At 54.5% G+C, this 14,778-nt stretch carries 10 protein-coding genes; 1 reads left to right on the forward strand and 9 read right to left on the reverse strand.

What is annotated here, in order from left to right; translation table 11 throughout:
* Positions 1-91: 91 nt before the first annotated feature.
* From wecB to Q0N43_RS01020, 6 genes are all read right to left on the reverse strand, one after another.
* On the reverse strand, positions 92-1,210 hold the full coding sequence (gene wecB, locus Q0N43_RS00995; RefSeq protein WP_295441175.1) for a UDP-N-acetylglucosamine 2-epimerase (non-hydrolyzing): 1,119 nt from the start codon (positions 1,208-1,210) through the stop codon (positions 92-94).
* A 101-nt stretch (positions 1,211-1,311) separates the two neighbouring features.
* Positions 1,312-4,416: an efflux RND transporter permease subunit gene (locus Q0N43_RS01000; protein ID WP_295441179.1), complete on the reverse strand. Its 3,105-nt coding sequence runs from the start codon at positions 4,414-4,416 to the stop codon at positions 1,312-1,314.
* A 12-nt stretch (positions 4,417-4,428) separates the two neighbouring features.
* Entirely contained in the window at positions 4,429-5,475 is a 1,047-nt protein-coding gene (locus Q0N43_RS01005; RefSeq protein ID WP_295441182.1) for an efflux RND transporter periplasmic adaptor subunit, read from the reverse strand.
* Between the two features lie 163 nt (positions 5,476-5,638).
* Entirely contained in the window at positions 5,639-7,189 is a 1,551-nt protein-coding gene (gene ahpF / locus Q0N43_RS01010) for an alkyl hydroperoxide reductase subunit F (protein WP_295441185.1), read from the reverse strand.
* Positions 7,190-7,302: 113 nt separating this feature from the next.
* Positions 7,303-7,866: an alkyl hydroperoxide reductase subunit C gene (gene ahpC, locus Q0N43_RS01015; RefSeq protein WP_295441188.1), complete on the reverse strand. Its 564-nt coding sequence runs from the start codon at positions 7,864-7,866 to the stop codon at positions 7,303-7,305.
* A 152-nt stretch (positions 7,867-8,018) separates the two neighbouring features.
* Entirely contained in the window at positions 8,019-9,341 is a 1,323-nt protein-coding gene (locus Q0N43_RS01020; protein WP_295441191.1) for an AarF/ABC1/UbiB kinase family protein, read from the reverse strand.
* Between the two features lie 193 nt (positions 9,342-9,534).
* Between Q0N43_RS01020 and Q0N43_RS01025 the strand changes: the two genes are divergently transcribed.
* On the forward strand, positions 9,535-10,983 hold the full coding sequence (locus tag Q0N43_RS01025; protein WP_295441194.1) for a S41 family peptidase: 1,449 nt from the start codon (positions 9,535-9,537) through the stop codon (positions 10,981-10,983).
* Between the two features lie 20 nt (positions 10,984-11,003).
* Here Q0N43_RS01025 and Q0N43_RS01030 read toward each other — a convergent pair whose 3' ends face one another.
* Genes Q0N43_RS01030 through cysD form a run of 3 tightly spaced genes read right to left on the reverse strand, consistent with a single transcriptional unit; the run spans position 11,004 to position 14,577 of the window.
* The gene (locus Q0N43_RS01030; protein ID WP_295441197.1) at positions 11,004-11,756 is read right to left on the reverse strand and encodes a 3'(2'),5'-bisphosphate nucleotidase CysQ; all 753 of its coding nucleotides are present in this window, start codon (positions 11,754-11,756) and stop codon (positions 11,004-11,006) included.
* Positions 11,753-13,675, reverse strand: a complete 1,923-nt coding sequence (gene cysN, locus Q0N43_RS01035) for a sulfate adenylyltransferase subunit CysN (protein ID WP_295441200.1) — start codon at positions 13,673-13,675, stop codon at positions 11,753-11,755. Before cysN ends, Q0N43_RS01030 begins: the two co-directional genes overlap by 4 nt.
* On the reverse strand, positions 13,675-14,577 hold the full coding sequence (gene cysD, locus Q0N43_RS01040) for a sulfate adenylyltransferase subunit CysD (RefSeq protein WP_295441203.1): 903 nt from the start codon (positions 14,575-14,577) through the stop codon (positions 13,675-13,677). Before cysD ends, cysN begins: the two co-directional genes overlap by 1 nt.
* Positions 14,578-14,778 lie beyond the last annotated feature (201 nt).

Here is a 14,778-nt window from a genome sequence, read left to right on the forward strand (position 1 = left end):
CGCGGCAACAAGTCTTGGGACAATCGGTTCTTAGGCCAAGCCAAAAAAATTGATCGAGGCGACGCGTTGGCTCGAAAATTTGGGCGTAATGTCAACGCGCGTTCGAGATAATTTCTGCTATTCGCTGGCTCGCATGTCCATCGCCAAAGGAATATCGCCCACGGGCCATTGCGGCATAAGCGGCATCATCCTCCAAAAGAGTCGAAATTTCACAAATGATCCGCTGCGTATCTGTCCCAATGAGCTTTGCTATTCCCGTTGTGACGCTTTCTGGCCGTTCGGTGGTCTCGCGCAGGACCAATACAGGTTTGTCGAGCGCGGGCGCCTCCTCCTGAACACCGCCGCTGTCGGTCAGCATGATATGGCTGATGGAAAACAGCCGCGCAAAGTATGGATAATCCAGCGGCTCAATCATCGCGATATTGGGTAAGTCCCCCAAAGCGGCATTCATGACCGCACGGACTTTCGGGTTCATATGGACAGGAAAGATACAGGCCACATCGTCACGCGCGTCAATGGCTTTTATCGCAGCGGCGATGTTCACCATGCCCGCACCAAAATTCTCCCGGCGGTGGGCGGTAATCCCGATAATTTTACGACCGCGAAACCTGGCCTCCAACGGCGCGAGGCCAATGATGAGCGACGGGTCGTGTTCAATTCGTTTTAAGACCCAATGCAGCGCATCAATCACGGCTTTGCCGGTCACAAAGACTTGATCGGCGGGAATGGATTCTGCGCAGAGAGCGGCAGCGGATATCTCCGTTGCGGCGAAATGCTGATTGGCGATATTGCTGATAATCTTGCGATTTATCTCTTCGGGCCATGGCTGATAAATATCATGGCTGCGCAATCCCGCTTCGATGTGGCTAACTGGAATCTTGCGATAATAAGCGGCAAGCGCGCCGACCATAGCTGTTACGGTGTCACCCTGAACGATGACGCGATCCGGCTTCGCGCTGTCCATTACCACCCCAATTGTTTGCAGCAGGCGCGCCGTGAGCGTGTCGAGTGATTGTCCCGGACGCATGAGGTTGAGGTCATAATCGGGCACGATGCCGCTGATCGACAGCACTTGGTCCAACATATGCCGATGTTGCCCGCTGACCAGGACTTCACTGTGCATATCCGGATATTGCGACAGCGCGTTTATAACCGGGAACAACTTAACCGCGTCGGGCCGCGTGCCGAAAATCACCAAATTCTTGTACATCTACGGTCCCTGCATTCTCGGCCTGCGCCAAGATCGTAGATAACAATAAAATATTGAAAAGAAACGAAATTATTTGTAAATAATTTTTATTGCAACATGCGCTAAGACAACGGCGTTGCGTGCGTTTTCATTTCCTGTTCCAAGCGGCGCGATACCGCCTCAGGAGAGCCTGTATATTTGGCAAGCCGCGCATAAATGAGCGGGATGAGTATGAGTGTGATGAACGTTGCCAGTGTCACACCGAAAACAATCACCACACCAATGGCTGACCGCGCACCGCCACCGGCACCACTTGCAATAGCCAAGGGAATTGCCCCGAATACCGTGGCAATAGATGTCATCAAAATGGGTCGCAAGCGACGGCTAGCGGCTTGTTGAACCGCCTCCAATATTTCCATCCCGTCGTCACGTAACTGGTTTGCAAATTCGACGATCAGAATACCGTTCTTCGCAGCGAGGCCGACGAGCATCACAATGCCAATCTGGCTATAAAGGTTCAACGTCATGCCCGTGAGCGCAAGACCAATGATGCCACCCCCGACGGCCAATGGTACTGTCATAATGATAGTCACCGGGTGAACGAAGCTTTCAAACTGTGCGGCGAGCACGAGATATACCAGAAGAATCGTCAGCAAGAACACAAGCATGATTGAGCCGCCGGTTTCCTTGAAAGCCTGACTTTCACCGCGATACCCAACCGCCAATACTTCTGGGGATGCAGCGGCTTGCTCTTCCAAAAAGGCCAAAGCCTCCCCCATCGTATAACCCGGTGCCAGCCCACCTTGAAGCGTGATTGCGCGCAGCTTGTTAAAGCGACCCAAATCGCGGGCGCCTGCGGTCTCGGTGTATTTTACAAGGTTGGCGAGCGACACCAATGATCCGTCACGCGTCCGAAGCTGGATCGCAGCGAGATTTTCGGCAGTGGCGCGATCCGCTGCATCCGCTTGTACGATGACGCGATATTCTTCGCCGCGATCCAAATAGGTCGATACCCGGCGCGACCCCAAGAGCGTTTGTAGCGCCTGGCTAACCTCTGCCACTGAGATGCCGAGGTCGCCCGCGCGGGCGGTATCGACCTGAATCTCCATTTGGGGTTTGGTTTCCTTATAATCGGAATCCATGTTTACGATGCCGGGATTTTCACTTACCGCGCCCAATATGCGGTCACGCGCAATGCTAAGCGATTCATATGTTGAACCAGCAATCACGAAATTTATGGGCTGACCACGCCCGCGCCCGATGGACGACCGCACCGACGCATTGCCGCGAACAGCAGGCAGCTCGGCGAGGATTTTGTTGACCTGCGCAACCACATCTTCGGTTTTCTCGGTCCGTTCGTCCCATGGTTTTAGAAAGACGATAAACGTCCCGCTGTTGAAATCGTCGCTGGGTCCAAATCCGCCGGGCGTGCGCTGAATGATTGACCTTACGGTGCCCTTTTCGATCAGCTTCACGATCGGTTCCGACGCCTGAAGCATATACTTGTCCATGGCTTCAAAGCTAGTGCCCTCAGGCGCGGAAATGCTGGCGTTCAATATGCCGACATCTTCGGCCGGCGCGAGTTCGGATTGCAATGTAGTGAACAGGAATCCGGCACATAAAAGGAAACCGAGCACGCCAAGTGATGTGCCCAATGGCTTTGCGATCACAACTGACAGCAGGTGGGCATAACGACGCTCAAGCCGCTGGAACTTGTCATCCACCCATTTGGCCACGCGCCCGCGTTCTTCTTGCTTTAGCAGCTTGGAACACAGCATCGGGACAAGGCTGAGTGCGACGAAACCCGAAAAGGCAATGGCCGCAATCATCGCGCCTGCCAGTTCGCGGAAAAGCAAGCCCGTCTGGCCAACCAGAAACATCACCGGCACAAATACGGCGCAAACGACGACGGTGGTAGAGACAACGGCAAACGCCACTTGCCGCGTTCCGGTTACCGCCGCGACCAAGGGCGGCTCGCCCTGTTCAATGCGGTGATAGACGTTTTCAAGCACAACAATTGCGTCATCGACAACAAGGCCAATGGCCAGCACCATTGCCAATAGCGTCAGCAAGTTAATCGAAAAGCCAAGCAACCAGAGGACAGCAAAAGTTGCGAGCACGCAAATGGGCACGGTAACAGCGGGGATGATCGTCGCGCGCCAACTGCCCAAAAACAGGAAAATGACTAAGACAACCAGCGCTGCTGCTTCTGCCAGGGTGACCCACACGCTGCTGATTGCCTTGCTTATGAACAGCGAGTCATCGGAACCAACGGTAATTGTCATGCCTTGTGGCAAAGTGGGTTTGATTTGCTCGGCAAGTTGTTTCGCGCGCTCTGCCACAGCCAGTGTGTTCGCACCCGATTGGCGTACAATGCCCATGCCTAACGCAGATTCCCCGTTGAGGCGAAACGCGGCGTAAGGATTTTCGGGCCCAGTTTCGATTCGCGCAACATCACCCAGGCGCGTCAATGATCCATCTGTGCCACGCGCGACGATCAACTGGCGAAATTCGGCTTCCGTGCCAAAAGGGCGGGTCACCCGCAGCGTGACATTTTGATCGGTTGATTCAAGCCGCCCAGCGGGAAGCTCAACATTCTGGCTGCGCAAGGCATTTTCAATGTCTATCGGCGTCAGGCCCAAGGCCGCCAAGCGATCCGGCTGAAGCCATATCCGCATGGACGGCCTTGCTTCGCCGCCTACATATATACGGGCGACGCCGTCGATGGACGAAAAGCGGTCAACAAGATTGCGGTCGACATAATCGCTAAGCTCAAGCCGCGACCAACCGGGCTTCGAAACGACGAGAAACAGGATTGGCGACGCGTCCGCATCGACCTTGCGCACTTCGGGCGGCAGCACTTCTTCGGGCAAATCGTCCGCAGCCCCGCCGACACGATCACGGACATCATTGGCGGCGCTGTCTACCGAACGGCCAGGCGCAAATTCGATGGTAATGTCCGACTGCCCGTCGCGTGAACGCGATGTGATGGTCTGAATCCCCTCAATACCGGCAAGCGAATTTTCGAGGACTTGAGTGACGCGGGATTCAACGACTGTCGCGGCTGCGCCAGTGTAGGTTGTCCCGACAGATACGATTGGCGGTTCAGTATCTGGATACTCGCGGACGGGCAGACTTAAAAACCCTACAACACCGACGAGCACCATTAGAATCGCAATAACGGCTGCGAATACGGGTCTACGGACGGAGGTGTCGGAGAGTTTCATGTCAGACTTGCATCAGCGCGATTTGGCTGGTGCGCCGCTTGCCTTGGCGGGGCCAGTCCGCACCGTGGTGCCATCGGAAAGTTTTACCACGCCTTCGGTGACGATTTTGTCACCCACTTTCATGCCCTGAATAATTTCGACCAAATTGCCGTCCCGTGTCCCGGTTATCACAGGCGTGCGCTTCGCCTTAAGGTCGGACCCAACCGTATAGACAAAGCTAGTATCGCCTTCGCGGACCAATGACAGTTCGGGTACGGCAGGAGCAGTGCGATTTTTTGACGCTATTGTTACGGATAGCAGCATGCCGGGTTTCAAGTTGGCATTGCGGTTGGGCAAAACTGCACGCAATGTTAGTGTGCGGGTTTGTGGATTAACAACAGGGTCAATGGCGGTAATGCTGCCCGACGCGACATAGTCTGGAAAGGCGGCGGCCTTTGCCGTTATGACCTGTCCCACCCGGACATTGGCAAGCATTGTTTCTGGCACGGTGAAGTCGAGCTTAATTGAACTAAGATCGCTCACTGCGGCAATTTCGTCGCCAGCGCTTACAACGGCGCCAACGGAAATTCGCCGCAACGATACGTAGCCGGAAAAAGGCGCACGCACGACACGGTCGCCAACCGACGCACGCGCCTCATTTGCCAGCGCCTTTGCAGCAGTTGCAGATGCGGTTTGCGCGTCCAAACTTGCGTTGGTTGCAAAGCCGCGGCGGTGAAGTTCGCTGATACGCTTTAGCTGTTGCTCGGCTTCGCGTGCGCGGGCTTGCGCACTGGCAAGGGATGCCGTCTCCTGACCCTGCGCAAGAACCGCAAGCATTTGTCCCTTTTGCACATAATCGCCGTCGGAAAAGCCAAGTTGCGTTATCCGTTCGGTGACCGGCGCGCGGACCGAAACTTGCTCATTTGCATTAGCCGTTCCCACAGCGACATAGACATCCGAAAATGCGTGTGAGGATACCGCGTCAATGGTAACTAGCGGGGTAGGGCGCTCGCGCTTTTCTTCGCTGCCACCACATGCGGCCACACAGAGCATCAATGACAGAATGATTGGCTTACGCATTTTCTCACCAGTTTGGGATTCAGGAAGGGGACAACCTCAAACGTGCTGTTGGCGGAACTTACTCCAATCGACCAGTAATTTTATGACACATGAAGCTTTTTTGTGCGGAAACCCTTTTGGGCAGCAAGCTGGTCGCGCTTGGCTGCCTTGTCTTATCTTGCCATCAATGCCGAATGATATGGTCAAATGCCGACAATCCGGCCTTCGTCCCTTCGCCCATCGCAACGATAATCTGCTTATACGGCACAGTGGTGACATCACCTGCTGCAAACACGCCGGGAATATTGGTCGCGTTATGTGCATCGATTTCAATTTCCCCGCGCGGCGACAATGTTAGCGGGCCTTTGAGCCATTCGGTATTGGGCACCAAGCCAATCTGCACAAAGATGCCGTCCAGATCGATGCGATGGGACTCGTCGGTTTTTCTGTCGGTGTAGACCAAAGCCTGAACCTTCTCGCCGTCGCCAATGACTTCAGTGCTGAGTGCGGAGGTGATGATATCTACGTTGGGCAGGCTGCGGAGTTTCTTCTGCAACACAGCATCGGCGCGCAACTGTGAGTCAAATTCTATCAATGTGACATGCGCGACAATACCGGCAAGGTCGATCGCGGCCTCAACACCAGAGTTCCCGCCGCCAATGACTGCGGTGCGCTTTCCCTTATACAAAGGACCATCGCAATGTGGACAATAAGCGACGCCTTTGTTGCGATATTCTTCTTCGCCCGGGACGTTCATCTGCCGCCAGCGCGCGCCGGTGGACAGGATCAGCGTCTTCGCCTTTAACGAGGCACCGCTTGCGAGTTTGACTTCGTGCAGACCATCGGCGCCAGCGGGGATGAGTTCAGCGGCCGTCTGCAAGTTCAGAATGTCGACGTCATATTCGCGGACATGCTGCTCCAACTGGGCTACGAGCTTTGGACCTTCTGTGTGTTGGATCGAAATGAAGTTTTCGATACCCATAGTATCAAGCACTTGGCCGCCGAAGCGTTCGGCGACAACACCGGTACGAAAGCCCTTGCGCGCGGCGTAAATCGCTGCCGCAGCGCCAGCAGGTCCGCCACCGACAACCAGAACCTCAAACGGCTCCATCGCCGCGATCTTTTCGGCGGCACGCGTAATTGTGCCGGTATCAAGCTTTGCCATGATCTGCGACAGGTCCATGCGGCCTTGGCCAAATGGTTCGCCGTTTAAGTAAACCGCTGGCACGGCCATGACCTTGCGTGTTTCGACCTCCTCACGGAACATCGCGCCGTCAATGGCGACATGGCTTACGCCGGGGTTGAGCGCAGCCATGATGTTAATCGCCTGAATAACATCGGGGCAATTCTGGCAGGACAAAGAGAAGAATGTATCGAATTTGAAACTGCCCTCAAGCGCCTTGACGGATTCGAGCAGTTCAGCCTCTTCCTTTGGCGGGTGACCACCCATGTGCAACAATGCGAGCACCAATGAAGTGAACTCGTGCCCAAGCGGTAGGCCAGCAAATTGCGTTTCGGCTGTGCCATCGGCTCGGCGAATGGCAAAGGAGGGCACGCGGTCGGCGTGACCATCATAACGTGCCGACAGCAAAGGCGATTGTTCGACTACATTTTCTACCAGGGTGCGCATTTCCGCAGACTTTGGGCTGTCGTCCAACGTCGCGACCAGTTCAACGGGCGTGCGCAGATTTGCCAGATAAGTTTTTAGCTGGGCAGTTGTAGCAGCATCAAGCATCGGGGAGGCCTTTTTTAAGCGAGCGGAGACAAGCCGCGCAACAACGCGGTCGAAATTCTTGTAAAAAACGGTAGGTTGGGTGCCGCGCCATTTACGCGGCACCCGATATATATTTAGATCTTGCCGACGAGGTCGATCGAAGGTGCAAGCGTTTCGCCGCCTTCTTCCCACTTCGCAGGGCAAACCTGACCTGGGTGCTCACGCACGTAAATGGCGGCCTTGATCTTGCGGACGAGTTCAACCGCGTTACGGCCAACGCCTTCGCAGGTGATTTCCATAACCTGAATAACGCCGTCTGGATCGACGACGAAGGTCGCGCGGTCTGCGAGGCCCTGGCCTTCGCGCAACACGCCGAAATTGTTGCTAATTACATGGTTCTGGTCGCCCAGCATGTGGAAGTTGATCTTGCTGATCGCTGGCGAACTATCATGCCATGACTTGTGGCTGAAATGCGTGTCGGTCGATACCGAATACACTTCAACGCCCATGCCTTGCAGGTCTGTATATTGGTCGGCGAGATCTTCCAGTTCGGTTGGGCAGACGAAGGTCCAGTCCGCTGGATAGAAGAAAAATACGGCCCATTTGCCAACAACGTCGGTGTCCGACACTTCGACAAACTTGCCCGATTTATACGATTGCGCAGTGAATGGCTTAAGGCTTGAACCAATGATACCCATGTAATTACCCTTTTTGTTGAGGAGAGGTTGGTGTGGACTGACGTGGCTAAACACGATTTTCCTGATTTAGTCTAGCAACGCTTTTTGCAATGACTAATCGTTTTTGTCGATAATTAATGTTTTAAAGCGCCGCTGTTCAAGGCGCAAATAATTCACAAATAGCGGGCAAGGATGCGGTTTACATCGACACGCGCCTTTAACCGACTGGCTAATAAGAATACGCCGCCCAGTTTACGCTGCACAAACAACGTGTCAGACGGCGGAATATGCCAGTTGCGCCGATCAGCCGCGATTGTCATGCCTTCATCGCGCATGTCGGTGATAAAATCGGTCCGGGCAAAATCAAACGGGCCTGGCCGCTGGATCATATCAATCGCGGCTGCTATCAGCTTATCGATTTCGGGCTTATTCTGCTGCACGGTTTGTGCATTCATAAAGCCGATGTCGAGCACAGCAGCCAGAACACCTTCTTTATCGCCCGCAACGCCCATGTTCAGCAAGCTTTGATATTGCGCGACCATGGCTTTCGGCAGAGCCCGGGTCGCACCAAAGTCGAGCAAGACGACTTGCCGCGTTTCAGGGGCATATCGGTAATTCGCGAAATTGGGGTCTGTCTGCATCAAGCGGAATTCAAACAATTCCCGCACCACCAGCTCAATCAGCAGCGTCATGATTCCGTCACGGTCCGCTTGCGGCGCGCTGATCATCGATTCGATCGGGACGCTGTCGATAAAGGACATTGCCAACACATTTTTACTGCTCAGCGGCGCATAAAAAGCCGGTACCGCATATTCGGGCGCATCCATCAGCAGTGCGCCAAATTGCATAAGATATGCGCCCTCACGCGCATAATCCGCCTCTTCATGTAACTGACGTTTTGCCTCCGCCAACAATGGCGTGATATCTAACGTCTTTGGCAGCACGTTCGATAAGCGCAACAACGCAGCGACGTTATCGACATCGCTATCGATGCTGCGGCGTACCCCGAGATATTGGATTTTAACGGCCACGTCCTGTTGATCGACAGTCAGCGCGCGATGCACTTGCCCGATAGAGGCCGCCGCAATGGGCTGGTCATCAAAACGTATGAACTGCGCGCGCCAATCCTTTCCCCAATGGCGTGTCATAACCATGTTCAGCTGCGCTGGCGGCATATGTTGGGCATCGGCACGAAGTCTTGCAAAAATGTCCGTCAATTTAGGCGGCAGGAAATCGCCGGTGTCCATGGATATAAGCTGCCCTAGTTTCATAGCTGCGCCGCGCATTTTGCCCAATTGCAGCGTGACCCGCATCGCATTTGCTGGTGTCATCAGCAGTTCGCCAACGGTTGGGCGGCGGCCACTGGCCAGTTGTCGCGCGCCATCCAGCAACATGCTTCCAGCGATACCCGTCGCTATGTTGCCGAAGCGGGCGATGCGGGAGAGCCGTCCGCTTGGGACGCGCAGTCCCTTGGACACAAATTGATCAGGGGGCATGAAATCGCTGCTCTAAGAATGGGGCAACCTCTAGATGAGATGCCCCACGCCGTTCGGCAAGGTAAAGCGCTAAAAGAATTTACAATAACGAGCCGTTAATCTGAAGTTTGAGGCACAAATGCCACTTGTGAATAGGTCGCAACCCGTGCACCTATGTGGCATTGGGATAGTGCAAAAATTGCAGGAACAGGTTATGAAAAAACCTCCGTTAAACAGCATCATACTGATACTGGCTGTAGGCGTTTCGGCATGTGGTGGCAGTGGAAGCGATTCAGGGGGCGGTACAATCACCGTTGCCCCCACCAGCGTGACGCCTCCGCCACCTCAGCCGCCCACTACGACCTGTAGTTTGCTCAATCGGCAGAATTTTGCGGGGTCCGTCCTGAACGAATGGTACCTGTTTCCAGAAACGCTGCCGACAGCACTCAGCCCTTCGGCTTACACCACCGTGGGCGACTATATTGATGCCTTAACCGCGACTGCACGTGGTCAAGGGCGGGACCGGTATTTCACCTACGTTACCTCTATCCAAGAGGAAAACGCCTATTTTTCCTCAGGTGCGACGGCCGGGTTCGGCGTGCGTCTTTCTTATCAACCCACACGAGTATTCGTAATAGAAGCCTTTGAGGGCGCGCCAGCGCTTGCCGCTGGCATTGACCGTGGCACGGAAATTGTGGGAATCGGTATCAATTCTTCGAACATCCGGTCGGTATCTGATGTTTTGGCAGCGGAAGGATCTGCGGGTGTATCGAACGCTTTGGGTCCAAGCACCGTGGGGACCTCACGCGTATTTCGCATTACGGACGCAGGGGGAACGCGCAATGTCACAGTGACCAAAGCGGAATATGACATTAGCCCGCTCTCATCGCGTTATGGCGTGAAAGTCATCGACAATGGCGGCGGCCAGCGTGTCGGTTATATCAATATGCGCACATTCATTTCGACCGCTGACAACCAATTGCGCACCGCGTTTTCCGATTTCCGTGCGCAAGGTATCACAAATTTTGTTATCGACTTCCGCTATAATGGTGGCGGGCTTGTCTCAACGGCGGAGGTGATGGGCGACTTGCTTGGCGGCAACCGCTATAGCAGCGACATTTTCTCATTGACGCGTTTCCGCGCGTCTAAGTCAGCAGAAAATGCAACGCGTCGCTTTGCCCCGCAACCGCAGTCGGTTTCTCCAGTGAAAATTGCCTTCATCTCTACAGGTTCGACGGCCTCTGCGAGTGAATTGGTAGCGGCGGCCTTCGTGCCGTTTCTTGGTGCTAACGCCGCTTTGGTCGGCAGTAACAGTTTCGGTAAGCCCGTCGGGCAGATCGGGCTTGATCTGGCAGCTTGTGATGATCGCATTCGCGTTGTTGCTTTTGCGAAAGAAAATCAGGATGGGCAGGGTGATTATTTCTCCGGCCTTGCAGGCACCATGCGCACCACCTGTGCTGCGGCTGACGATATCACCCGGCCTTTAGGCGACCCGCAAGAGGCTTCGCTGCGCACGGCGCTGGATTTCGTGGCGGGGCGCAGTTGCACGCCAATCGCGCTCGCCCAAAGCGCCCAGAGCGTAGCTTCAGGAAACGAACGTCGTGTTTTGCCTGCGCCGAAAAACGCCAGCATAGCCCAGCGTGAGGTTCCAGGATTGTTCTAAAAACATTGTGTTGGATGCGCTCAGGTCGCCGCCGTCGCCGCCTTTAGCGCGTCCAATACGCTCTGGGCATGCTGTTTGCGACAAATGAGTAGATCCGGGATATATGTATCCGCCTGATTATAGACTAAAGGGCTACCATCAATTCGGCTGACGTGCAGGCCAAAGGCAATCGCGACGGCCGCTGGCGCGCAATTGTCCCATTCATACTGCCCGCCATTATGCAGGTAAATATCGGCCTCACCGCGCACGACCGCCATGGCCTTTGCGCCTGCGGAACCCATCGGGATGCATTCCGCGCCTAACGCGTTTGCTACCGTCAAGGCTTCTGCTGCGGGCCTAGTTCGGCTGACCACCATGCGCAGTTTTTCGGGGGCGGCAGGGATGGCTGTCGGCTGATCGCTCCTTAGCACAATGCCCAACCCGGGAAGTGCGACCGCGCCAATTACCGGGGCACCATGTATCGCAAGCGCGACGTGGACGGCCCAATCGGTGCGGCCTTCCCCATATTCGCGGGTGCCATCAACCGGATCGATAATCCACACGCGTGATTTTGAAAGGCGCGCGTCGGTGTCCTTGCTTTCTTCCGACAACAACCCGTCATCAGGACGTTGTTCGGCGAGGGCATGAATCAAAAACTGATTGGCGGTTTGATCACCAGCCTTGCCAAGCGCATGCAATGATAGCAGCCCGCTGTCGCGCACTTGCAAAAGCAATTTGCCAGCGGTTTCGGCCAAATGCGCGGCTAAGGCGCAATCGTCTGCGATAATGCTCATTTTAACGGCATCAGCTGGCGAACGATATGCTCAGCGGCTTCTGCAGGGCTCATTTCGACCGTGTTCACACAGATGTCCGGGTTTTCGGGTGGTTCATAGGGACTGTCGATTCCTGTAAAATTCTTTAATTGTCCGGCACGGGCCTTTTTATACAACCCCTTCACATCGCGCGCCTCGGCGACCTCAAGTGGCGTGTCGACGAATATCTCGACAAACTCACCCTCCGGCATCAATGCGCGCACCATATCGCGTTCCGCGCGGAATGGCGAAATAAACGCAGTCAGGACAATGAGACCTGCATCTGCCATCAGCTTTGCAACTTCGCCCACGCGGCGAATGTTTTCAATCCGGTCGGTTTCGGTAAAGCCCAAATCCTTATTGAGGCCGTGGCGGACATTGTCGCCATCAAGCAAAAATGTATGCCTGTTCAGCAGATTGAGTATCTTTTCCACTTCATTGGCAATCGTCGATTTGCCCGAACCGGAAAGGCCCGTGAACCATAAAATCTTCGGCTTTTGGTTTTTGAGCGCAGCATGCGTTTCGCGGCCAATGTCAGTCGCTTGCCAATGGACATTTTGTGCGCGACGCAAAGAAAAGTGCAGCATGCCGGCAGCGACGGTCGCATTGGTGATCTTGTCGATCAGAATATATCCGCCCAAAACATGGTTGTTCGTATATGGTTCGAACACAATAGGTTTGTCGGTTAATATCTCCGCAACCCCAATGGCGTTGAGTTCCAACGTCTTGGCGGCCATATTCTCCATGTTGTTTACATTGATGGAGAATTTGGGCGATTGTACCGTGGCCGATACCGTCTGCGTCCCAAGCTTCAACCAATAGGCCCGCCCTGGTATCAAAGGCTCGTCCGCCATCCAGACAATGGTGCTTTCAAACTGGTCGGATACCTCGGGCGGATTATCTGCAGCGGCAATCACGTCGCCGCGCGAACAGTCAATTTCGTCTGCAAGGCACAGCGTAACCGACTGGCCTGCAACAGCTTCGTTCAGCTCGCCGTCAAATGTGACGATCTTGCTGATCGTTGAAGTCTTACCTGAAGGCAGCACGCGAATATTATCGCCCAGACGCAATATGCCCGTTGCGATCTGGCCGGAAAATCCCCGGAAATCGAGATTGGGCCGGTTGACCCATTGTACCGGCATACGCAATGGCTTGGCTTGGTCCACGTCGTTATCAAGCGCCACGGTCTCCAAATGCGCGATAAGCGGCTGACCTGTATAAAATGGCATATGGACGGAACGCTCGGTGATATTGTCGCCTTTGAAGCCGGAAATCGGCATGGCGGTAAAATCGCTTATTCCGATGCTGCGCGCAAAGGCGGCATATTCGGCGACGATTGCATCATATGTCGCCTGATCATAGTCGATCAGGTCCATCTTGTTCACGGCAAGGACGATGTTTCTTATGCCCAATAAGTGGACAAGATAGCTATGGCGCCGCGTCTGGACGAGAACACCTTTACGCGCGTCGACCAAGATTACCGCAAGATCCGCCGTTGATGCGCCGGTTACCATATTGCGTGTATATTGTTCATGACCAGGGCAATCGGCGACGATGAATTTCCGCTTCTCGGTCGCAAAAAACCGGTAGGCGACGTCGATGGTGATGCCTTGCTCTCGCTCGGCTGCAAGGCCGTCGACAAGCAAGGCAAAGTCGATTTCTTGGCCCTGTGTACCTAACCTTTTTGAATCGGATTCCAATGCCGCAAGCTGATCTTCAAAGATCATTTTGGAATCGTATAGTAAGCGACCGATAAGCGTCGATTTGCCGTCATCTACGGAACCGCAAGTGATGAACCGCAACAGCGACTTATGCTGGTGGACATTCAGATAGGATTCAATGTCCGAAGCAATAAGGTCATCGGTTTTGTAGATGCCATTTTGAGGCGTTGCATCTGACATCAGAAATAGCCCTCCTGCTTCTTCTTTTCCATGCTGGCGGCCTGATCATGGTCAATAGCGCGCCCTTGGCGTTCGGAGGTGGTGGTTAGCAGCATTTCCTGAATAATCTCGGGCAAGGTTGCGGCATGGCTTTCAACCGCGCCCGTCAGCGGATAGCATCCAAGCGTCCTGAAACGGATGGATCGTTCAACCGGAACCTCGCCGTCTTTTAACGGGAAGCGATCATCATCTAGCATCAGCAACATGCCGTCGCGGGTCACTGTGGGGCGCGGCGCGCTGAAATATAAAGGCACAATCTCGATATTCTCAAGGTGGATATACTGCCAGATGTCCAGCTCGGTCCAGTTGGAGATCGGGAATACCCTGATGCTCTCTGCTTTCGCCTTGCGTGCATTATACAGGTTCCACAATTCGGGTCGTTGGTTCTTTGGATCCCAAATATGCGTCGCGGTGCGGAAAGAGAATATGCGTTCCTTGGCCCGGCTCTTTTCCTCGTCACGCCGCGCCCCGCCAAAGGCGACGTCGAAACCATATTGGTCGAGTGCTTGCTTCAGCCCTTCGGTTTTCCACATATCGGTGTGCAGCGACCCATGATCAAAAGGGTTGATGCCGCGCGCAATTGCCTCTGGATTTTGGTATACCAATAATTCCATGCCTGCATCGCGCGCCGCCTGCTCGCGCAACGCGTACATCGCGGTGAACTTCCAGGTGGTATCGATATGCAACAACGGAAAGGGCGGCGGCGATGGGTAAAACGCCTTGCGCGCCAAATGCAGCATCACGGCGCTGTCTTTGCCGACGCTATATAGCATCACCGGCTTTTCCGCTTCGGCGACAACCTCCCGCATAATATGGATGGCTTCAGCCTCAAGGCGCTCAAGATGGGTAAGGGTTTTGGTCATAGTCTGTTTCGCTTCCTATGATCCCCATAGTCAGAACTACATGCATCCCGCAAACAAGACATTCTTGTTAGGGCAAATAGCACAGTTTTAGCGAAGGTGACGAGAACCGAGTGCGTAGCGTCGGAAATATCCGCAATATGCGCGCAACCTAGATGTGGTGAGCCCTGCTGGGTTCGAACCAGCGACCTACTGATTAAAAGT

The organism is Sphingorhabdus sp. EL138, assembly GCF_945882965.1.
Lineage (GTDB): Bacteria > Pseudomonadota > Alphaproteobacteria > Sphingomonadales > Sphingomonadaceae > Sphingorhabdus_B.